Genomic DNA, 20,724 nt, shown 5'->3' with positions numbered 1-20,724 from the left:
GCTCATGCGACCTGCTCGCCCTTGCGCGGCGGCGTGGTCAGGTGCTCGCCGATCCGGGCGACGAGGTCGCGCATCTGCGAGCTCACCAGCCCGGCGTCGACGCCCTCGTCGGCGAGCACGGCGAGGTACGCGCGCGAGCCCGCCGCCATCATGTAGAAGAAGCCGCCGCTCACCTCGATCACGACCATCCGCATCCCGCCGTCCCCGTGCGGGAACTCGTGCGCCACCGCCGTCGCCAGGCTCTGCAGGCCGGCGCAGGCCGCCGCGAGACGGTCGGCGGCGTCCGGGTCGGTGCCGTACTGGGCCATCCGCAGGCCGTCCGAGGACAGGACGATCACGTGCCGGGCGTACGGGACGCTCAGCGCCAGGTCCTTGAGCATCCAGTCCATGTTGGTGCGCTGCTGAATCACTGCTCGCCTTTCCCTGCCGTGTTGTCTCTGGTCTGGTCGGCTCCGCCGGGGCGCTCGCCCGAACCGGGGGGCGACGCCTCGCCGTTGATGCCCTCCAGGAAGGCGGTGAGCCAGATGCCGGGCTGCACCGGCTCCTTGGCCGTCTCCTTGGGCTGCGGGGCCGGTCCCGCGGTGTCCCGCGCGGGCGCCGGGTAGCCGGTGCGGCCGAGCGTCTGGCGGTGGCGCCGGCGCTGGGGCAGCCCGTTGGCGCCGCGTTCGGTCACCACCGGCAGGTCGGCCATCGGTCCGGGCCCGTGCCCGTTCGCCCGTATCGGTCCGGCCGGCACGTGGCCCGATGTCATCGGGGCGGAGGACACCGGACCGGACGGGACCGGGCCGTTGGGCATCGGACCGGTGCCGGCCCACGGGGAGTTGGCGAAGGCCGGGCTGTTGACCGACAGCGGCGGCGGACCCCACGGCCGCGACGAGGACTTGGACCGCGGCTGGTTGGCCGGCAGCGGGCGCGGGCCGGAGATGGAGCCGATGCCGTGCGCGCGACCGGTGGCCGGCGCGGTGGTGATCAGCTCGCGCGGCACGACCAGCACCGCGCGGATGCCGCCGTACGCGGACGGGCGCAGCGTGACCTGGAAGCCGTACGCGCGGCACAGCCGCCCGACGACGGCCAGGCCGAGGCGCGGGGTCTCGCCGAGGTCGTTGAGGTCGAACTCGCCCTGCGCGTGCCGCAGGACCTCCTCGGCGCGGGCGTAGCCGTCCTCGCTGAGGCCGAGGCCGCCGTCCTCGATCTCGACCGCTATCCCGGTCTGCACCTCGGAGGCGGTGAGGTGCACGTGGGTGTGCGGCGGGGAGTAGCGGGTCGCGTTGTCGAGGAGCTCGGCGACCGCGTGGATGAGCGGTTCGACGCCGGGGCCGATGACGGCGACCTCGGGGGTGGGGTGCAGCGAGACGCGCTGGTACTCCAGGATGCGCGACATGCCGCCGCGCAGCACGCTGTAGAGCGCGACCGGGCGGCTCCACTGGCGGCCGGGGCGGGCGCCGGCGAGGACGGCGATGGAGTCGGCGAGGCGGCCGGTCAGGGCGTTGCCGTGGTCCAGGCGCAGCAGGTCGTCGAAGACGGCCGGGTCGTTGCCGTGCCGGTCCTCCATCTCGCGCAGGTCGCGGGCCTGGCGGTGGATGATCGCCTGGACGCGTCGGGCGATGTTCACGAAGGCGCGCTGGGAGGCCTCGCGCTGGGCGGTCTCCTCGTCGACGGCCCGCAGGACGCGGTGCAGCAGCTCGTCCCGGGCGGCCCGGTACTCGGGGCTGAGCATCGGGTCCCTGGACTCGTAGGCGTGCATCGCCGTGTCGACCGAGTTGGTCGCCTGGAGGCGGGCCAGCGCGGCGGGCAGCTCCTGCCGGGAGAGGGCGACCATGGTGGCGTCCTGCCGGAGCATCTTCTGGCGCAACTCGTCCGTCTGGCGGGCGTGTTCGCGGCGCAGGAGGGACAGCGCCCGGCCCCGGCGGCCCGCCTCGGCGGCCACCAGGGCCACCGCGGCCGTGGCGGCGATGCCGCTCCAGATCACCTCGGGGCGGGCGCCGGAGACCGCGATCGCCACGGCGGCCACCGCGGCGGCGGCGAGCACGGCCATGGGCAGCAGCCACCCGGGCGGGGGCGCGGTGGGCCGTCTGCCGGGGGACGATCCGGGTCGAAGCATCAGCATCCTCAAACGGTCGGAAGGGGACATCGGAAGGGGGTCGGGGGCGGTGGTCCGAGGCAGCATAGCCGGGTCTCGACATTTCTGAATGAAACTCAAAATTACTGTGGCAGTGCTGACTTGTGCGATCTTGCCGGACATGTCAGACATGTCGCACGGGTGCGCGACCGCTGGTGCCCGGTCCGGCCCCCGTCCCGCCGGGGCCGGCGCCCGCACCAGGTTTCTCGCCCCGGGGCGCTCGCACCGGCAACCCGCCCGGGATTCGCCCATGCGGAGGGTTTCTGCGCGAAGTGGCTTCCGGGGGACCGGAGTTCGTGCTATCGAGGGTCAAAAGTGCCGGAGCGGTCCCACTCGAAAGAGTGAGGTGTCGCGTGCGCACGCGAAGACGCCGCCGCGAGGAGGTGCCTCGCGACGGCGTCCGGCCGGATGTGGTGCGGGTTCTCGGCTGAGGGTTGTTCAGCGGGGGAGGACCTCCAGGAAGACGCCCTGCACTCCGGGGCGGTGGGCCAGCAGGTAGACGGTGTGGTTATCGGAGCTGACGGTCATTCCGTAGCTGAAGTCGGCGTCGGTGGGGACCGTCTCGCCGGGCACGGCGGCGTAGTCGGCGGTGGAGTCGAAGGCCACCAGGGAGAGCCGCTTCGTGGTCTGGTCGTACGCGGCGCGGCGCAGGAGGCCGCCGGCCGGGGCGGTGGACGGCGCGCCGCCGGTGGAGAAGTCGGGCGTGAGCGTGACCGGGGCCGTCGCGGTGTCGCTGTCGGTGTCGACGGGGTGGGCCAGGCGGGGGTCGCCGGGGTCGCTGTCGGTGACGATCAGGTGGGTGCCGTCCTTGGTGTAGGTCGCGTAGATCACCTGGGCCGGGAGGTTCGCCACGGTGCCGACGGCGGTCGGGGTGCCGGTCGAGAGGTCCAGGTGCACGAGGCCGGTGCCGGAGCTGACGTAGGCGTCGGTGCCGCCGGGCCGGACGGCGATCCGGCGCACGTAGCCGTCGGGCATCGGCACCTCGCCGGTGAACGCGCCCTGCGCGGTGGCGAAGGTGAGCACCCGGCCGGGCGTCCGGGTCGGCGGCTGCCCCGGCCGCAGGTACCCGCTCGGCCCGTCCTGGGCGACGAGGACCGTGCCGCCGTCCGTGCCGATGGCGACCTGGTAGGCGCCGCCGTCCTTCCAGGTGTCCGGCCGGATCTCCGGGGGCAGGGGGACGGTGGTGACGACGGTGTTCGTCGTGGTGTCGACGACGTACAGGACGAGGCCGCTGACCGCGTACACCCGGGTGCCGTCGGGGCTGATCGCCGATTTGTCGGAGGTGTAGTCGAGGCCGCCCAGGGGGATCTCGGCGGTGACGGCGCCGGCCGCGGTGTCGACCACCTTGAGCTTGCCGTCGGCCGTGACGTACGCCCTGCTGCCGTCCGGGCTGACCACGACGCCGGTCACCACCGTGCCGACGGGGACGGTGGTCACCGGGGTCGTGGCCGTCCCGTCCGCGAGCGCGGTGCCGGCGCCGCCGGCCAGGAGCGCCACGGTCGTGGCCAGGGCGGTGGCCCAACGGGCCTTCCTTGCACGTGAGTTCATGTCACATCTCCTCAAGTCGGGCTGCTGCGCGACAGGTTATGGGAGAAGTGTGAAGAGAGGGCCGAGTTTCCCCACTGTTTGTTTCCAGGGCGCGAGAGGCTCCCGGGCAACATGTGTTGCGTAACGAGCAATGAGTGTTGACGCCCGGTGTGGAGCGGCCCTACAGTGCGGGCCGTGACTATCGATGATCTTGCTCACCGCATCGCCGCCGACGTCGCCGGCGAAGGCGGCCTCGCCGGCCTGCACCGGCTCTCCGAAGTGATCACCGTCCTGGAGGATCGCCGCACGGCGGTCATCGACGAGCTGCGCCGCGGCCGCCACGCGACCTGGGAGGAGATCGGTCGCGCCTGCGGGATGACCCGCCAGGGCGCCACCCGTCGCTGGTCCGGCAAGCTGCGGGCCCGCTCGTTCGGCGCCGCGGCCGGCGCGTACCAGCAGGGGCGGCCCGGCTACCCGCTGGCGCTGATCGGCTCGGCCGTGCCGCGCGAGGCCCGCCGGGTGCTCGACCTCGGCGCGGGCACCGGCAAGCTGACCCGCCTGCTGGTGGACGCGGGCCTGGACGTCGTCGCCGTCGAGCCGGACGGCGCGATGCGCGACCAGCTCGCGGCGGCCGTACCGAAGGCGGCCGTGCGGGGCGGCTCGGCCGAGCGGATCCCGCTGCCGGACGGCAGCGTGGACGCGGTGGTGGTCGCGCAGGCCTGGCACTGGTTCGACCAGGGCACCGCCGTCCCGGAGATCGCCCGCGTCCTCGCCCCCGGCGGCACGCTCTCCCTGATCTGGAACGTCCGCGACGAGTCCGAGCCGTGGGCCGCCGAACTCGGCGCCCTGATGCACCGCTCGGCGAAGCAGACGATCGACACCAAGCCCGTCGTCCCCGCCCCCTTCGGCGCCCCCGAGCGGCTGGAGATCCGCTGGGAGCACGTGACGACGAGGGCCGGGATCCTCGACATGGTCGCCTCGCGCAGCTACGTCATCACGCTCCCCGAGGCCGAGCGCACCCGCCTCCTCGCGGACGTCGAGCACCTCCTCGACACCCACCCCGACCTCGCGGGCCACGAGGAGATCGCGATGCCGTACGTGACGAGGTGCACGCGTGTCCGTCTCTGACCCCGACGGGGTGTCCATCCGCCGGCTGGGCGCGGGCGACGCGGAGGTGTACCGCACCTTCCGTCTGGAGGCTCTCCGGGAGACGCCCGAGGCCTTCACGTCGAGTCACGCGGAGGAGTGCGCGAAGCCGCTCGCGGTGTCCGTCCGCCGGCTGGCGGAGGGCGCGGTGCTCGGCGCGTTCGCCGCGGACGGCTGGCTGATCGGCACGGCGGGCCTCAGGCTGCGCGCCCGGAGCCAGGAGCGGCACAAGGCGACGCTGTTCGGCATGGCCGTGGCCCCCGCGGCGGGCGGCCGGGGCGTCGGCCGGGCGCTGGTCGCGCGGACGCTCGAACTGGCCGCTGCTCGAGAGGGGTTGCAGCAGGTGCTGCTGACGGTCTCCGAGGGGAACGAGGCGGCGCTCCGGCTCTACACCTCGTGCGGCTTCGAGGTGTGGGGCCGGGAGCCGGGGGCCGTCGTGGTCGGCGGCCGGGCCGTGACGAAGCTGCACATGGTGCGCTTCCTCGACTCCTACCAGTCCCGCCCGGAGATCAGCTTCTCGGCGTCGGCCTCCGGGAACCCGTAGGCGTTCGCGATGAACCAGAAGTCCTCGGCGATCTCCTCGCGGGCGACCGTCTCGATCTCGCTGCCGGCGGCCTCGAACGCCTCCTGGAGGACGTTGAACTCCTCGGTGGCGCCAGCGGTGAGGCCGTACAGCGCGTCGAGGTCACCCGGCCGCTCGGCCTCGATCCGCTCGCACAGCCGCCGCAGGATGGCGCACCCCTGGTCGACGACGGCGTCGGGGAAGTAGTCGTCCCGGTACAACCCGGGCAGGAACGAGTACTGGAGGACCTGGTCGTTGGTGATCGGCATGGCGTGCTCCCTGTCGTGGTCGGACGCCCCGATCATGCACCCCGCCTCTGACAATCCGCCTCTGACAGCGCGCCTCTGACAACCCGGCTGCGGCAATCCGGCAGCGGCAGCCCGGTTACGGCAGCCCGGCGAGGTCGAGGAGCCCGTGCAGCCGGGCCCCGGTCAGCGCCGGGTTGGCCGCGGCGGCCTCGGCGAGCGCGGGGTCGGCGAGGAGGGCGTCGACCACGTCGGGCGGGAGCAGCGGGTTGGTGGCGGCGGCCCGGCGGACTCGCTCGTCGGGGTCGGTGAGGAGCTCGACGGGCGGGTGGTCGAGGGTGGGGTCGGCGGCGGCCAGGGCGCGGACCTCGGGGTCCTCGTGGGTGAGGAGGTGCTGAAGTCCCGTGCGGGGCAGGGTGGGTAGCGTCCGCAGGTACTCGCGCTGCTCTGGGCTCGCGAGGAACGCGGCGAGGACGGTCCCGGGCGGGGCGAGCGGGTGGTGGTAGGCCAGCAGGTGCCGCACCCCGGCGTCGGGGTCGTCCGCGAGCCGGTCGACGAGGTGCGCGGGCAGGCCGGGCCAGGTGGCGGCGGCCCGGCGCAGCGACGGGAGTTCGGAGACGGCGCCGGCGAGGTACCAGTCCGGCTCGGCCTCGGATCCCGCGCCGATCGGGCCGAGGTCCGCGGGGTCGTCGGCGAGGACGCCGTGGATGACGGAGGCCTGCGCCCGAGTGCGGGGGAGCGGGTGCGCGAGTGCCCGGGAGCGGACGGAGGGGTCCGGGTCCGCCGCGAGTTCCGCGAGCGACCCGGCGTCCAGGTCGGCCCGTCCGGCGACGCGCCGGCGCAGTGCCGGATCGGGGTGGCGGGCGAGCCGGGCGACGACGTGGGCAGGGGTGTACGGGCTGGCCGCGAGCGCGGGCAGGTAGCCGGGCTCCTCGGTGAAGCAGTGTTCGGCGATGGCGTCGGTGACCGCGTACAACCAGAGCATGGTGTAGCGGTCGCGCTCGCTCAGGCCCGGGCGGTGGAAGACCTCTTCGAGGGCGGCGGGGTCGAGGCGGCGGGCCTCGCGCCGGGCCTGGTCGCGGACGGTCTCGTCCGGATCCGCGAGCAGGGCTTCGCGCTGGGCGGGGGTGAGGTGCTGCCAACTGCGGGCGGCGTGGGCCCTGAGCCGGGGGTGGGGGTGGTCGACCGTACGGAGGGAGAATGCCGTCGGCACCTGGAAGGAGAATTCCAGCTCCTGCCGGATCTCGTCCGCGGTGAGGAGCGCGTCCCGGCCGGGCTCGTCCTCCGCGGAGAGCAGGGCGGCCAGCGCCTCGTCGGGCAGCGGCGCGACGCGGGGGAACCGCGGACGTGGTCCGGCGGCCAGCGCGGCGCGCACGTAGGCGAGCGGGTCGTGCACCAGCCGACTGCGGATCTCCACCGAGACGTACCGGTTCCGGGCGATCGCCCGCCGGACTCCCGGCTCCGGGTGCGCGAGCGCGGCCTCGACGACGTCGTCCGGCAGCGGACGCTTCTCGCACAGGTATACGCGCGCGGGCTTCGCCTCCGGCGCCAGCAGCCGCAGAAGGACGTCCGAGGGTGCGGCGCGGTTGGCGGCGACGCCGCGGAGCAGCGCATCGGGGGCGAGGGGGGAGAGCATCGGGCCATCGTCCCAGCGATCTTGGCCGGGCGTCCAGAGGGGTCCGTCGTGGCCCGGTCAGTCCGTCGCGTCGCTGAGCCCCAGGCGCAGGTGCTCGATGTGGTAGACGGCCTGGTCGAGCAGTTCGGCGACGTGGTTGTCGTACAGCGCGTACACCACCGAGCGGCCCCGGCGGGTGCCGGTGACGAGGCCGAGGTTGCGCAGCAGGCGCAGCTGGTGGGAGCAGGCGGACTGTTCCATGCCGACCTCGGTGGCGAGTTCGGTGGCGGCGCAGGGGCCCTCGCGCAGGCGGGACAGGATCAGCAGGCGGGACGGGGTGGCGAGGGCCTGGAGGGTGGTGGCCACGCGGGCGGCGCCGTCGGCGTCAAGGCGGGTGCGCGGGACGGCTTCGGCGGCGGCTTCGACGGTTCGGGTGGTGGCGGCTCCATGACCCATGAGGACCATCGTACAGGCCATGAATGAAGGAGCGTTCATATGTTCATGTATCGTGGAAACGCCCAGGGCCCAGCCCTGCCCTTGTCCTGTCGTGCCCGAAGGGTCCCCGCCTGCCATGCCCGCCACCCTGATCGAGCGCCCGGCGCCCGCCGCGCCGCCGCGTCCGGACGCCGCCCCCCGCCGCCGCACCCGGGTCTTCGCCCTGCCCGAGGCCCGGTGGGCCGCCGCGGCGACGGTGCTGTTCCTGACCGCGCTGCCGCTCCAGCTCACCGGCGCCCCTGCCTGGGCCTGGGGCCCGCTCTACGCCCTCGCGTACGCCACCGGCGGCTGGGAGCCCGCGTGGGCCGGCCTCCGGGCGCTGCGCGAGAAGACCCTCGACGTCGACCTGCTGATGATCGTCGCCGCCCTCGGTGCCGCCGCCGTCGGGCAGGTCATGGACGGCGCGCTGCTGATCGTCATCTTCGCCACCTCCGGCGCCCTGGAGGCCCTGGCCACCGCCCGCACCGCCGACTCCGTGCGCGGCCTGCTCGACCTGGCCCCGGCCACCGCCACCCGGCTCCTCGCGGGCGGCGCCGAGGAGAGCGTCCCCACCGAGGCGCTCGCCGTCGGCGACACCGTCCTCGTGCGGCCCGGCGAGCGGATCGGCGCCGACGGTCGGGTCCTGGACGGTGCGAGCGAGGTCGACCAGGCCACCATCACCGGCGAGCCGCTGCCCGTCGCCAAGGCCGCCGGCGACGAGGTCTTCGCCGGCACCCTCAACGGCACCGGCGCCCTGCGGATCCGCGTCGACCGGGACGCCTCCGACTCGGTGATCGCGCGGATCGTGCAGATGGTCGAGGAGGCCTCCGAGACCAAGGCGCCCACCCAGCTCTTCATCGAGAAGGTCGAGCAGCGCTACTCGATCGGCATGGTCCTCGCGACCCTCGCCGTCTTCGCCGTCCCGCTCGCCGTCGGCGCGGCCCTCACCGACTCGCTGCTGCGCGCGATGACGTTCATGATCGTCGCCTCGCCGTGCGCCGTCGTGCTGGCCACCATGCCTCCGCTGCTCTCCGCGATCGCCAACGCCGGACGCCACGGCGTGCTCGTCAAGTCCGCCGTCGTCATGGAGCGCCTCGGCCAGAGCGACACCGTCGCACTCGACAAGACCGGCACCCTCACCGAAGGCACCCCGCGCGTCACCGACCTCCGCCCGCTCACCGGCTCCGGCCTCACCGAGGACGGGCTGCTCACCCTCGCCGCCGCGGCCGAGCACCCCAGCGAGCACCCGCTCGCCCGCGCCGTCGTCGACGCCGCCCGCGCCCGGGGCCTCGCCCTCCCCGCCGCCGAGGACTTCACCTCCACCCCCGGCATCGGCGTCAGCGCCACCATCGACGGCCGCATCGTCGCCGTCGCCGCACCCGCCCGTCTGCTCGAAGGACGCAGCGGCCCGGAGATCGACCAGGCCAACGTGCACGCGGGGGAGCTGGAGGCGGCCGGCCGCACCGCCGTCCTGGTCGAGGCCGACGGCGTCCCGCTGGGCGTGCTCGGCATCGCCGACCGGCTGCGCCCCGACGCCGCCGCCACCGTCACCGCCCTCGCCGCGCTCACCGGCGGGACGCCGATGCTGCTCACCGGCGACAACCCGCGCGCCGCCGCCCACGTGGCCGCCGAGGTCGGCATCACCGACGTGCGCGCCGCGCTGCTGCCGCAGGACAAGGTGGCCGCCGTCCGCGAGCGCGAGGCGGCGGGCCGCAAGGTGCTGGTGATCGGCGACGGCGTCAACGACGCGCCCGCGCTGGCCGCCGCCCACACCGGCGTCGCGATGGGCCGGGCGGGCTCGGACCTCGCGCTGGAGACCGCGGACGCGGTGGTCGTGCGCGACGAACTCGCCACCGTCCCGGCCGTGGTGGCGCTCTCCCGGCGGGCCCGCGGCCTCGTCGTGCAGAACCTGGTGATCGCCTCGGTGTTCATCTCCGCCCTGGTCGTGTGGGACCTCGTCGCCACCCTCCCGCTGCCGCTCGGCGTCCTCGGCCACGAGGGCTCGACCGTCATCGTCGGCCTCAACGGCCTGCGGCTGCTGCGCGAGGCCGCCTGGACCCGCGCCCGGGCCGGCCGGTGAGCCGCCGCGAGGGACGGAAGAAGGAGAGCGCCGCGGCGCGCTGCACGGTGACGGTCTGCCGGGGCTGCTGCTGCGGCACACCGAAGGTCCCCGGTGTGGACCACGCCGCCCAACTCGTCCACCTGCGCACCGCGTTGGACGGCGTGGCGACCGTCCGCCCGACCACCTGCCTGGACGCGTGCGAGCAGGCCGACGTGATGGTCGTCCAGCCCTCCGCCGAGGGCCGCCGCGCGGGCGGCCGCCCGGTCTGGCTCGCCCTCGTCAACGACGCGGACGCCGTCGCCGACATCGCCACGTGGGTCGCCGGCGGCGGCCCGGGCCTGGCCGACCCGCCGGGCGTCCTTAGGGCGTGTCTGTCGGGTCAGGCCGGGTGCCGCGACGCCAGGGCACGCGCCTCGCTGCGTTGTCGTCGGTCGCCGATGTCCCCCAGCCTCCGGCCGGGAGGTGCCCCCACCGCATGGACTCCCTCCTCCGCCTTGCGATGCACGCACCCTGACGCCGCGGCCCTCCGACCTGACCCGACAGACACGCCCCAAACCTCTACGAGTTCCAGCCCTCCCGGCGGATCCGGGAGGCGCTCGACTGAGGCCGGCCGGCGCCGCTCGACTGAGGCCGCCCGGCGCGGAATTGGGGGCGCTCACGCACCCGGAACCCGGTACCATCGGCGGGCCTGATGTCGGATCGGAAGCGCCGGGGGACGGGGACCGATGGCCGGAACGATCACTCTGTGGGTCTTCGGACTGCTCTGCTTCGTCGTGGCCTTCGCGCGCGAGGCCGCCAGCGGCGCCGGGATCAGCCTGCCCGGACCCAAGACGACCGGGGCGCGGTTCGGCGTGGTCGCGGTCGGGGTGCTGGCGCTGGTCCTCGGGACGGCGGTGCGGCCCAAGAGCGACGATCCGAAGCAACTGCCCACGCCGACCGGCGCCGTGGCGTCATCGGTCTCCACGCCCTCCGCAACTCCGGCGCCCGCCACCTCTGTTGCCGCGCCGCCGTCCCCGTCGGCCACCGGACCCGTCCAGGTCTGGAGCGGCCAGGTCGCCGTCCCCATGGAAGGCGGCATCGACTTCGACCTGACCCCGCCGTCCCGCGCCGCCGGCTTCGCGCACGGCATCTACGCCGCCGGCTTCACGCCGACGACCGCCAACCTGCGCGACGAGATCCAGATGGACCACGACCAGTTCGGCATCTGGTCCGGCCAGTCGGCCCCGACCGGCGCCCAGTGCCGGGACTGGGCCATGACGCACCCCGGCCAGGACGCCCACGTGAGCATCGGCTCGCTCGTCTGCCTCCGGACCCCGGGCGGGCGCACGGCCCTGATCAGGATCGACTCGATCGCCCCGGCCGACTACCTGCTGAACGCGACGGTCACCCTCTGGACGGACTGAGCGGGGAACCACCAACCGGCGTCCGGGCGTCAGTTCATTCCATGATCGGATGGAAGACGCGCGGACGGCACGCATCCCCGGGGCGGACGAGCGGATTACCGCGCTCCTCGGCGCTGATGGCCTCCGGCACGGTGGTCTCGCGCGCCACCGGCCTGATCCGCCAGGTGCTCCAGGCCCACGCCCTGGGCGTCGGCCTGCTCGCCACCACGTACAACCTGGCCAACACCGTCCCCACCAGCCTGTACTTCCTGCTGATCGGCGGCGCGCTCAACTCCGTGCTCGTCCCGCAGCTCGTCCGGGCCCGCGCCGAACACCCCGACGGCGGCGCCGCGTTCGAGCAGCGCCTCGTCACGCTCGTGCTGTGCCTCCTCGCCGCCGGGACGGCCCTCGCGGTGTGGGCCGCGCCGGACGTCATCTCCCTCTACCAGAGCGACACCCCCGACACGCACGCCGCGTTCGAGCTCACCGTTGTGTTCGCCCGCTACCTGCTGCCGCAGATCTTCTTCTACGGCGTCTTCAGCATCTTCGGCCAGGTCCTCAACGCCCGGGACCGCTTCGGCGCGATGATGTGGACCCCGGTCCTCAACAACGTCGTCCTCATCGCGATGTTCGGCCTGTACGTCGGCCTGTTGAACGCCCCCGACCAGGTCTCCGGCATCACCCCCGAACAGGTCGCCCTGCTCGGCACCGGCACCACCGTCGCGCTCGCCCTCCAGGCGCTCTCCCTCGTCCCGTACGCCCTCGCCGCCGGCTTCCGGCCGCGCCCGCGCTTCGACTGGCGCGGCACCGGCCTGCGCAGGAGCGTGAGCGCCGCCCGCTGGACCCTGTTGTTCGTCCTCACCAACCTCGTCGCGAGCACGCTCGTCACCCGCTTCGCCTCCGCCGCCGACACCACCCTCCCGAAGGACGGCGTCGGGTACACCGCCTACACCTACGCACAGCAGATCTGGACGATGCCGCAGTCGATCGTCACCGTCACCCTCGTCACCGCCCTGCTGCCGCGCATGAGCCGCGCGGTCGTCGAGCACCGCATCGGCGACCTCCGCGCCGACCTCTCCCGTTCGCTGCGGATCAGCGGCGTCGTCATCGTCCCGGCCGCGTTCGCCTTCCTCGCCTTCGGCCCGCAGATCGCGCAACTCCTCTTCGCCCACGGCGCCACCGATCCCACCACGGCCGTCCCGCTCGGCCACATGCTCCAGGCCTTCGGGCTCGGCCTCGTCCCGTTCTCCGCGCAGTACCTCCTCCTGCGCGGCTTCTACGCCTTCGACGACACCCGCACCCCGTTCCGCCTCGCCCTGTGGATCGGCGTCACCAACGTCGCGCTCGCCGCCGCCTGCCACCTGCTGCTCCCGGCCCGCTGGGCCGTCACGGGGATGGCCGGCGCGTACGCGCTCGCGTACGGCGTCGGTCTGCTCCTGACGGCGGTCCGCCTGCGCCGCCGTACGGAGGGCCTGCTGGACGGCCGCCGGATCTGCCGCACCTACGGCAAGCTCACCGCGGCGGCGGCCCTCGCGGGCGCGGCCGGCTGGCTCGTCGGCCTCGGCTGCACGGACGGTGCCGTGGCCGCTCTCCGCACCCCGGTTCTTTCCCTGACGGCGGGCGGCCTCACGATGGCGCTCCTCTTCCTCCTCCTCGCCCGCCTGCTCCGCATCACCGAACTGCGCGCCCTCCCCGGCCTGCGCTGATCGGCTCCCGGAGGTCGTTGTCAGTGCCGCTGCTTATGGTGGGCCGAGCCGTACACGAACCAGGGAGGGCGAGAAGAGTGATCGTCGAGAGGATGCGCGTCCACCGGGAGATGCTCACCGAGCGGCAGCTGTCGCAGTGGCCGTGGACGGTCCCGTGCGTGCGGGGCCTGCTCGGCGGCGGCATCGCCTTCCCGGCGCCCGTGACCTTCCTGGTCGGCGAGAACGGCTCGGGCAAGTCCACCCTGGTCGAGGCCCTCGCCGAGGCCTACGGCGTGGACAACTACGGCGGGCGGGCCGGTGCCCGCTACGCCGGCCCCAGGGAGCGCGGTGAGCTCGGCGAGTACCTGCGCCTCGACTACACCGAGCGCGGCCGGGCGATGGCCTCCGGCCCGCGCTCGCGGCGCAACGGCTTCTTCCTCCGAGCCGAGACGGCGCTGCAGATGATGGAGGAGAAGCAGGGGCAGGGCCGATACTGGAGCGAACGCACCGACCTGATGAGCCACGGCGAGGGCTTCCTCACGGTCTTCGAGTCGATGTTCCGTGAGCCGGGCCTCTACATCCTGGACGAGCCGGAGGCGGCGCTCTCCTTCACGTCCAGCCTGCAACTCGTCGGCCTGCTGCACGAACTCGGCCGCACCGGGGCCCAGGTGGTGTGCGCCACCCACTCGCCGATCCTCGCCGCCACCCCCGGCTCCGCCGTCCTGGAGGTCGGCGACCACGGCATCCGGCCCACCCGCTGGCGGGACCTCGCGATCGTCGACCACTGGCGCCGCTACCTGGAACGCCCCGAGGCGTACCTGCGCCACATGACCGGCCCGGCACAGCCGCCGTCCTGACCGGCCGCCTACGGTGGCCGTATGCACACCAACCACAGCCCGTGGGACGTCCTGCTGATCGGCGGGGCCTCCGGGCTCGGCAAGAGCCTCGCCGCCGCCCGACTCGCCGCTCGGCACGGCGCGTTCGTCGTCGAGTTCGACGACGTCGTGGCCGCCCTGCAGGCTGCGACCTCCGCCGCGACCCACCCCGGCCTGCACCACTTCGACGGCCTCGCCGACCCCGACGCGGACCTGCCGGCCGACCGTGTCCTGGAACTGCAGATCGCCACCGCGCACGCCCTGGACGACGCGCTTCTCGGCGTCGTCCGCAACCGCCTGACCGTCGACGTGCCCGCGATCGTCGAAGGCGACTACCTCACCCCGGCCGCCGCCGCCCGCGCGGTGGCCGAAGCCCGGGCACGCGGCCGCCGGGTACGCGCCCTCTTCCTCCACGAGGACGACCCGGCCGCCATCGCCGCCAACTACGCCCACCGCGAGCCCGAAGACGGCCCCCAGCCTGCCCGCGCCGCCGTCAGCGCCCGCTACTCCCACCACCTCGCCGCCCGGGCCCGCAGCCACCACCTGCCGGTGATCGCCTGCCGCCCCTACGACACCCTGGCGCAGCGCCTGGCCGCCGCCCTCTCCTGACGGCACGGCACCAGGGCGGCTCCACCGCCGTATGCGCTCTCGGGTGCGTAGAGTCGGTGCAACATGATCAAACAGGGGAGCGGGCCGGCGTGCACGACAAGATGTTCGAGCTGATGGACGAGCAGCGCCGCACGAACGGGTTCCGGACGCTCGGCGAGATGGCCGTCCTCGCCGAGACCAACACCGTCTTCGATCCGTTCTCGACGCTGATCGCACGCGACGCCGAGATCGGGGAGGGCAACACCTTCTTCCCCGGCGTCGTGGTGCGGTGCGACGGCGGGACGTGCTCCATCGGCAGCGGCAGCACCTTCCACCCGTCGACGCTGCTGCTCGCGGCCGACGGCGGACGGATCGTCGTCGGCGACGGGTGCTCCCTCGGCCCCGGCGGGGTGCAGATCAAGGCCAACCAGCCCGGCTCGCTGCTCTCCGTCGGCGACCACGCGCGGCTGCTCAACGGCGCCGAGGTCGTCGGCTCCAGCATGATCGGCGACGGCGCCCAGGTCATCGGCGCCATCTCGGCGCAGAGCGTCCGGCTGGCCGGGGGCGACGACTTCACCGGCCCCGACCCGGACCGCCGCGGTGCGGTACTCAAGGGGTCGGGACTCGCGCGGGGGATCCGGCTCGCGGTCGGCGACGTCGTCAACGGTCTCGGCGACTTCGCCGCGGCTCCCGTCGAGCGTCAACTCGCCTACCACCCGCGGAGCAGGTGACGAGCGGCATGCCCACCGGGCCCGGCGACCGCCCGGGGGCGGGATGCCCCCCGGGCGGCCCGACCGCTCAGTCGACCGGGTGCGCGGCGAGGTCGACCAGGTCGAAGCTGCGGTGGCCGGTGTCGCAGCACATCATCGGCTCCAGCGGCTGCTCCTCGGTCTCGGGCAGCTCCTGCAGTTCCAGGACGGTGCTCTCCATTCTCACTCCCCCTTTCCGTGGCTCGGGTGGTGCGGGCCCGTGGCCGGCCGGTCGACCAGCCACGATCGGGGGCCGCCGTGGTGACGGCGGAGCAGGAGGTCGAGCACGCCGCCGAGGCCCACGTTGTAGGCGGCGGTGACCTCGCGCAGGGTGTCGTCGGGGACCAGGTACCGGCCGTCACGGCGCGCGGCGCGCGGGGTGATGGCGTGGACGAGCGCGTCGGCCCGGGCGAGGTGGTGCTCGTCGCCGGTGGCGGCGTGCAGGTCGAGGAGCAGTTCGGCGTTGCCCGCCAGGCCGTGGCAGGTGCCCGGCCCCAGGCGGTGGCGGTCGCGGTGCACGGCGACCGCGGCGCCCTCGGCGTGGGCGAGGTGGCGCGGGTCCCCGGTCTCCTGCCACAGGCGCAGCAGGAACGTGCCGATGCCCGAGGAGCCGTGGCACCAGTAGTTCAGGCCGGGGCGTTCGGTGCGGCCGGGGCCCTTGGGCCAGTACGCGGCGCCGTCGCGCCACTCGGTGAGCGCGCACAGGGCCTCGCCGCCGCCGAGGGCGATGTCGGTGAGCTCGGGCCGCCCGAGGTCGCGGCCGGCGGCGAGCAGGAAGGCGGCGTTGCCCGCGACGCCGTGGGCGAAGCCGTAGGTGGCGGAGCCGGCGAGTTCGGCACGGGCCGGCGGGCCGAGGGGCCAGTCCACGCCGGGTGCGGCCGCCAGCAGGCGCAGCAGTCCGTCCGCGCACCGGGCCGTCCGGTCGGCGAAGTGCCGGTCGCCGGTGCGGTGCCACAGGTGGAGCTGGGCGAGGCCGGCGCCGGCCAGGCCGTGGCAGACGTCGGTGGTCGCGGAGTCGAGCGGGATGCGCAGGGCGTAGGCGAGGGCCCGGTCGGCGAGGCGGCCGTCGTCCAGGGCGGTGGCCGCGTCGTGGAGGGCCCAGGCGGTGCCGGAGCGGCCGAAGTAGAGGCCGGGCAGGACCCGGCTGGGCTCGCTGAGCCGCTCGTCCAGCCAGTCGGCGGCCTCGCGCAGTGCGGGGCGGGCGGCTTCGTGGCCGCAGCGGACGGCCCGGGTGAGGACGGCGAGCACGCCGGCCGCGCCGAACTGCACGTTGCAGGGGTCGCCGTGCGGCAGGGACCTCGGGGCGGGCCAGAGGTGTTCGGCGTAGCGGTCCATGGTGGCGGCGAGGTGGGCGAGGCCGTCCTCGATCAGGCGCTCGGGCGTCGGCTCTGACGTTGGCTCGGGCGTTGGTGAGGCCATGGGCCAGGTCGGCGACGGGGCCGGCGACGGCCGTGCGTACGGGCGGTGCTCCTGGGCGAGGTACTCGGCTGCCCGGGCGAGCGTCCAGCGCGTGGCGGGGGCCGCTGTGAGGCCGGTGACCACGGGGGCGAGGCCGCGCAGGGCGCCGTGGTCGGCGGCGGCGACCACGAGAGCCGCGAGCCGCTCGCCCGCCGGTCGGGCCGGTGCGCCGTCGGCGGCGAGCACCGGGCTGATGCCCGTGGTCGCGTGGAGCAGGGTCACGCCGAGGCTGAAGCAGTCCGCCTCGGGGCCGGGGGCCGGGCGCGGCGCCGGTCCGTCCGCGGAGCCGAGGTGCTCGGGGTCGGTGAATCCCGGTGTACCGGCGGGGTGGACGGTGGTGCCGGGGCGGACGGCGAGCTCCAGGTCGACCAGGACCGGCCGGTCGTCCGGGGTCATCACGACGTTGCCCGGCTTGAAGTCGCGCAGCACGAGTCCGGCGGCGTGCACCTCGGCGAGCAGCCGCACGAGGTCGCGCGCGAGCCGCCGGGCCGCCGGTGCGGGCACGTGGCCGTCGCCCCGTTCCAGGTGCTCGGCGGTCCACTGCTGGAGGTTGCGGCCCGGGACGAGTTCCTCGGCCAGGAACAGGTGGCCGCCGGACTCGAACAGCTCCAGTACCCGGGGCGTGATGCCCCGGAGAGCGAGTTCCGCCAGGACGTGCGCCTCGTGGCGCAGCCGGTCCCGGGCGTCCCGGCCGTCCTGGTCGGCGGCGACGTGCGGGCGGGCCTCCTTGAGGAGGACGCGCTCGCCGGTGCGGGTGTCCTCGGCGCGGTAGACGCCGCCCCGGTTGGAGTGCCGGACCGCCTCCTTGACGAGGTAGCGGTCGGCGAGCAGGACCGGGCTGCCGCGGCGGCGGGGAGGGGCCGAGGTGGTGGTGGCCGGGGTCCGGAACGGGTCCTCGGCCCAGGGCGGGGGCGAGAACCACGGGTGGCGCTCGTCCGTGCTCACGGTGCCGTCCGGGGCGGTGAGGCGGCCCTGGTAGAAGCCGTCGTCGTTGAGCACCCGGGGCCGGGCGAAGCACCCGTAGCGGTAGTGCACCACGCTGTCCGGCCGGTAGCGGCGGTCGGAGAGGATGGCGGGGCCGGGCATCCCGGCGGTCGTTTCGTGCAATTCGCGGGCGATGACGAGGAGTTGGCCGTCGTCGACGGGGTAGGCGGTGAGGAACTTGCCGGACTGCGCCCGCGGTGCCCGGGTGCCGGTCAGCTCGGCCGTGACGCGCGGGGAGGCCGCGAACTTGAAGGCGCAGCCGTGCGTGATCAGCACCCGCCCCGCGCGCTCGATCACCTGCGGCGCCGACGCCAGGGTCGCTGAGACGTGGAGCTTCCAGCCCTGGCGGCGCGGACGGTGGTGCGGTGGGGTCACCATCAGCCACGGTTCGAGGTGGTGGACGCGCCAGTCGGTGGTCGGATCGGACCGTTTCAACAGCTCTGCGAGGACTGACCGGTAGGGCGAGAGCACGCCGTGGATTCTATCGTTGCTTCGGGAAGAGACTATCCCGCAAGGTAATTGACGGTTTATCAGAAACCAAATCCAGCCTCCTTGACATCCGGGGTCTCCGCCGGGCGTGCGTGATCCGCGCCACATCGTGCAACATGCTTGGTCCGTCAGTGACTCTCAGGACCAGGAGAGTTGTCGTTCGAGGACGGGGTAGGCGGCGTGGGCCAGAGGCGGAGTGGTGGACGGGTCACCGGCGGCGCGGCGGAACGCGGCGCGGCCGGGAGGCGGTCGCCGGCGCTCATCGTCGGCCGGACGGTGGCGTGTTCGGTGGGGCTGTCGGTGTTCGCCGCCAGCGGCGTGGTCTGGTACGAGTACGCGTCCCTGACCGACGGGATGACCACGTCCAACGCGATCGCCGAGACGAAGAAGGACGCCCCCAAGCACCTCGACAACTCGGTGAACCTGCTGCTGATCGGCCTGGACAGCCGCAAGAACATGGACGGTTCGGACGTCGACCCGGCCATCGTCCAGAACGAGCTGCACGCCGGTGCCGACTCCAGCATCGGCGGCTACAACACCAACTCGCTGATCCTGCTGCACATACCGGCCGGCGGCGGCAAGGTGCAGGCGGTCTCCATCCCGCGCGACGACTGGGTGATGACCTACAACGGCGACGGCTCCGAGACGGGCATGGCCAAGATCAAGGAGGCCTACGGCAACGCCAAGGACCGGTTCGACAAGAGCTCCAGGGCCAAGGGGCTCAAGGGCGCGGACCTGGAGAAGGCCGGCCGGGACGCCGGGCGCGCGGCCACCATCCGGACCGTCCAGCGGTTCGTCGACCAGCCGGTGGACCACATCGCCGAGGTCAACCTGATGGGCTTCTACGACATCGCCAAGGCGCTGGAGCCGATCGACGTCTGTCTGACCCACCCGGTGGACGACCCGATCATCTCCCGGACGCCCGGCCACGAGGGCGGCGGCACCGGACTCAAGCTCCCGGCCGGGGTCAGTCACCTCAACGCCGCCGACGCCCTCTCCTTCGTCCGCCAGCGCCACAACCTCAACGACGGGCACGGCAATTCGGACGACTTCGCCCGCACCCACCGCCAGCAGGCCTTCATCTCCTCGGTGATGCACAAGCTCAAGCAGCAGGGCGTCGTCGGCGACTTCGGGGCGATGCAGAAGCTGTTCGGCGTGGTGCAGAAGGACCTGGTCATCGACAACGAGTGGAACATCCTCGACTTCGCCCAGCAGGCCCCGGCGCTGACCGGCGGCAACGTCGAGTTCAACACCCTGACCTACGACACCGGCGGCAAGAAGGGCGACCCGCCGCAGGACGTCAACCTCGTCACCCCGGCGAAGATCCAGAAGGTGGTCAAGCAGGTCTTCGGCGGCGCCGACGCCGCCGCCCCCGTGGCGGCCCCGAGCGACACCCCGACCGGCAGCGCGACGGAAACCCCGGCCGCGCCCCCGACCCCCACCCAAGCGGCCGCCCCGGCGACCGTGGACGTGTTCAACGCCTCCTCCGCCGCCGGGGTGTCCTCCGCCAACGAGGCCAAGGTCCTGGTCGGCATGGGCTTCAAGCAGGGGACGACCGGCCCGGCGCGCACCAAGCCGAAGACCACCACCGTCACCTACGGCAAGGGCGCCAAGGAGGCCGCCGACCAGATCGCCGCCCGCTACGGCGTCACCGCCACCGAGTCGGCCTCGGCCGGCGCCGGCCGGGTCGTGGTCACGCTCGGCACGTCCTTCGACGGCGTCGCCTCCGACCGGCCCGCCACCCCCGCCACCGCCCCGAGCGACCCGGCCGCCAACCTCCCGATGCAGGGCCCCAAGGTCGACGCCCAGTCCGACGGCGGGATCCCCTGCGTCTTCTGAGGTCCCGCGGTTCCGACGCTCGGCACCGGGCCCGCCGCATGGGCCCGGGCGAGTCCGGGGCCATGCGGGTCGTTCGGTGTACGGCTACGGCTACGGCTACGGCTACGGCTGCGGCTACGGCACTATCGGCACTGGCCGGTGCGCGGGCCGGTCGTCGTGTTGTCGGCCTGGCGGAGGTCCGGTGTGTTGCCCTCGCAGCGCAGCGGGCCGGTGACGGTGTTGGCCTCGGCGACGGCGACGGCGCCGCTGTTGCCGGTGATCTCCACGGGTCCTGTGACGGTGTTTCCGGCCACGTCGACGCCTCCGGTGCCGGCGTCCACCGTCAGGCGGCCGTGGATCTCGTTGCCGGCGCAGCCGTCGGCTTCGACGGCCGACCCGATGCGGACGAGGCCGCTGCTCCCGTGGACGGTGACGGCGCCCGCCAGCGTGGATCGGCAGATGGTGAGCGCGAGGGCCCCGTCCGCCGACAGCTTCCCGTGGATCTCCGCCCCGGAGACGGCCAGTGCGCCGCCCGGCCGGACGGTCACCGGGCCGTCCTGGGTGGCGTCCGCCGCCAGGCACAGTGCGTCCCCGGAGGCGACGGTCAGCGGGCCGTGGTGCGCCGCCGTCAGGCACGGCGTGCTGAAGCCGACCGTCACGTCCGCCGCCGGTGCGCTGCTCGGCGCGTGGCCCAGGTCGCCGCCGTACGTGGCGGTGATCGGGTGGCTGCCGGGCTGGAAGGCGGCGGTGGTGAAGCTCGCGCGGCCGTCGGTCAGCGGCACGGTGGCCAGCGGCACCGTGCCGTCGGAGAACGTGACCGTCCCGGTCGGCGTGGGCGCCTCGGGGTCGGCCGCGGCGACGGACGCCGTGACGGTGACCGGGTGGCCGAACAGCGGCGTCGCGGTGTCGGCGGACACCGCCGTGGCGGTGTCGTACCGGTACGAGA

Annotated in this window: 18 protein-coding genes and 1 pseudogene; 10 read left to right on the top strand and 9 right to left on the bottom strand. The window is 74.1% G+C overall.

Features of this window, described 5'->3' with window-relative positions; all coding sequences use genetic code 11:
• Nucleotides 1-2: 2 nt before the first annotated feature.
• From ACFVSN_RS01655 to ACFVSN_RS01645, 3 genes are all read right to left on the bottom strand, one after another.
• Complete coding sequence (locus tag ACFVSN_RS01655; protein ID WP_329925671.1) at nt 3-410, bottom strand: roadblock/LC7 domain-containing protein; 408 nt, start codon at nt 408-410, stop codon at nt 3-5.
• Nucleotides 407-2,101 carry an ATP-binding protein gene (locus ACFVSN_RS01650; RefSeq protein ID WP_387592715.1) on the bottom strand — a complete coding sequence of 565 codons (1,695 nt, stop codon included), beginning with the start codon at nt 2,099-2,101 and terminating at the stop codon, nt 407-409. The genes ACFVSN_RS01655 and ACFVSN_RS01650 overlap by 4 nt, the downstream gene beginning before the upstream one ends.
• A 456-nt stretch (nt 2,102-2,557) precedes the next feature.
• Complete coding sequence (locus tag ACFVSN_RS01645; protein ID WP_387592684.1) at nt 2,558-3,667, bottom strand: hypothetical protein; 1,110 nt, start codon at nt 3,665-3,667, stop codon at nt 2,558-2,560.
• Between the two features lie 174 nt (nt 3,668-3,841).
• Between ACFVSN_RS01645 and ACFVSN_RS01640 the strand changes: the two genes are divergently transcribed.
• Entirely contained in the window at nt 3,842-4,774 is a 933-nt protein-coding gene (locus tag ACFVSN_RS01640) for a class I SAM-dependent methyltransferase (protein WP_387592687.1), read from the top strand.
• Nucleotides 4,761-5,336: a GNAT family N-acetyltransferase gene (locus tag ACFVSN_RS01635; protein WP_387592690.1), complete on the top strand. Its 576-nt coding sequence runs from the start codon at nt 4,761-4,763 to the stop codon at nt 5,334-5,336. Before ACFVSN_RS01640 ends, ACFVSN_RS01635 begins: the two co-directional genes overlap by 14 nt.
• On the opposite strand, the gene ACFVSN_RS01630 is transcribed toward ACFVSN_RS01635, so the two are convergent.
• The 3 genes from ACFVSN_RS01630 to ACFVSN_RS01620 all read right to left on the bottom strand — a co-directional run bounded on the left by ACFVSN_RS01630 (nt 5,282) and on the right by ACFVSN_RS01620 (nt 7,670).
• Nucleotides 5,282-5,623 carry a DUF5713 family protein gene (locus ACFVSN_RS01630; RefSeq protein ID WP_387592693.1) on the bottom strand — a complete coding sequence of 114 codons (342 nt, stop codon included), beginning with the start codon at nt 5,621-5,623 and terminating at the stop codon, nt 5,282-5,284. The genes ACFVSN_RS01635 and ACFVSN_RS01630 overlap by 55 nt on opposite strands.
• Nucleotides 5,624-5,738: 115 nt before the next feature.
• Nucleotides 5,739-7,235 (bottom strand): hypothetical protein, encoded by a 1,497-nt coding sequence (locus ACFVSN_RS01625; RefSeq protein ID WP_387592696.1) that lies wholly within the window; start codon nt 7,233-7,235, stop codon nt 5,739-5,741.
• A gap of 57 nt (nt 7,236-7,292) precedes the next feature.
• Entirely contained in the window at nt 7,293-7,670 is a 378-nt protein-coding gene (locus tag ACFVSN_RS01620) for an ArsR/SmtB family transcription factor (RefSeq protein ID WP_387592699.1), read from the bottom strand.
• 115 nt (nt 7,671-7,785) lie between these two features.
• Between ACFVSN_RS01620 and ACFVSN_RS01615 the strand changes: the two genes are divergently transcribed.
• From ACFVSN_RS01615 to ACFVSN_RS01585, 7 genes and pseudogenes are all read left to right on the top strand, one after another.
• A complete protein-coding gene (locus ACFVSN_RS01615) occupies nt 7,786-9,768 on the top strand; it encodes a heavy metal translocating P-type ATPase (RefSeq protein ID WP_387592702.1) in 1,983 nt (660 codons plus the stop codon).
• Nucleotides 9,765-10,112 (top strand): annotated as a pseudogene (locus tag ACFVSN_RS01610) ((2Fe-2S) ferredoxin domain-containing protein); the annotation flags it as partial. The gene ACFVSN_RS01615 and the pseudogene ACFVSN_RS01610, both read left to right, overlap by 4 nt.
• A gap of 363 nt (nt 10,113-10,475) precedes the next feature.
• Complete coding sequence (locus tag ACFVSN_RS01605) at nt 10,476-11,153, top strand: hypothetical protein (RefSeq protein ID WP_387596162.1); 678 nt, start codon at nt 10,476-10,478, stop codon at nt 11,151-11,153.
• Between the two features lie 116 nt (nt 11,154-11,269).
• The gene (murJ, locus tag ACFVSN_RS01600) at nt 11,270-12,838 is read left to right on the top strand and encodes a murein biosynthesis integral membrane protein MurJ (RefSeq protein WP_387596165.1); all 1,569 of its coding nucleotides are present in this window, start codon (nt 11,270-11,272) and stop codon (nt 12,836-12,838) included.
• Between the two features lie 77 nt (nt 12,839-12,915).
• The gene (locus ACFVSN_RS01595; protein WP_387596168.1) at nt 12,916-13,674 is read left to right on the top strand and encodes an AAA family ATPase; all 759 of its coding nucleotides are present in this window, start codon (nt 12,916-12,918) and stop codon (nt 13,672-13,674) included.
• A 21-nt stretch (nt 13,675-13,695) separates the two neighbouring features.
• Nucleotides 13,696-14,301: an AAA family ATPase gene (locus ACFVSN_RS01590; RefSeq protein WP_387596171.1), complete on the top strand. Its 606-nt coding sequence runs from the start codon at nt 13,696-13,698 to the stop codon at nt 14,299-14,301.
• An 89-nt stretch (nt 14,302-14,390) separates the two neighbouring features.
• A complete protein-coding gene (locus tag ACFVSN_RS01585; RefSeq protein WP_387596173.1) occupies nt 14,391-15,011 on the top strand; it encodes a hypothetical protein in 621 nt (206 codons plus the stop codon).
• A gap of 67 nt (nt 15,012-15,078) precedes the next feature.
• On the opposite strand, the gene ACFVSN_RS01580 is transcribed toward ACFVSN_RS01585, so the two are convergent.
• Nucleotides 15,079-15,210 (bottom strand): hypothetical protein, encoded by a 132-nt coding sequence (locus tag ACFVSN_RS01580; RefSeq protein WP_380435407.1) that lies wholly within the window; start codon nt 15,208-15,210, stop codon nt 15,079-15,081.
• A 2-nt stretch (nt 15,211-15,212) separates the two neighbouring features.
• Nucleotides 15,213-17,942, bottom strand: a complete 2,730-nt coding sequence (gene lanL / locus ACFVSN_RS01575) for a class IV lanthionine synthetase LanL (RefSeq protein WP_387596176.1) — start codon at nt 17,940-17,942, stop codon at nt 15,213-15,215.
• A gap of 198 nt (nt 17,943-18,140) precedes the next feature.
• On the opposite strand from lanL, the gene ACFVSN_RS01570 reads away from it, so the two are divergent.
• Nucleotides 18,141-19,799 carry an LCP family protein gene (locus ACFVSN_RS01570; protein WP_387596179.1) on the top strand — a complete coding sequence of 553 codons (1,659 nt, stop codon included), beginning with the start codon at nt 18,141-18,143 and terminating at the stop codon, nt 19,797-19,799.
• Between the two features lie 122 nt (nt 19,800-19,921).
• Here ACFVSN_RS01570 and ACFVSN_RS01565 read toward each other — a convergent pair whose 3' ends face one another.
• Complete coding sequence (locus tag ACFVSN_RS01565; RefSeq protein ID WP_387596331.1) at nt 19,922-20,695, bottom strand: Ig-like domain-containing protein; 774 nt, start codon at nt 20,693-20,695, stop codon at nt 19,922-19,924.
• Nucleotides 20,696-20,724 lie beyond the last annotated feature (29 nt).

Origin of the sequence: Kitasatospora sp. NPDC057904 (genome assembly GCF_042887925.1) — a bacterium.
GTDB lineage: Bacteria > Actinomycetota > Actinomycetes > Streptomycetales > Streptomycetaceae > Kitasatospora.
The sequence above is the reverse complement of the archived record's forward strand: the minus strand, read 5'-3'. Positions and strand labels throughout refer to the sequence as shown.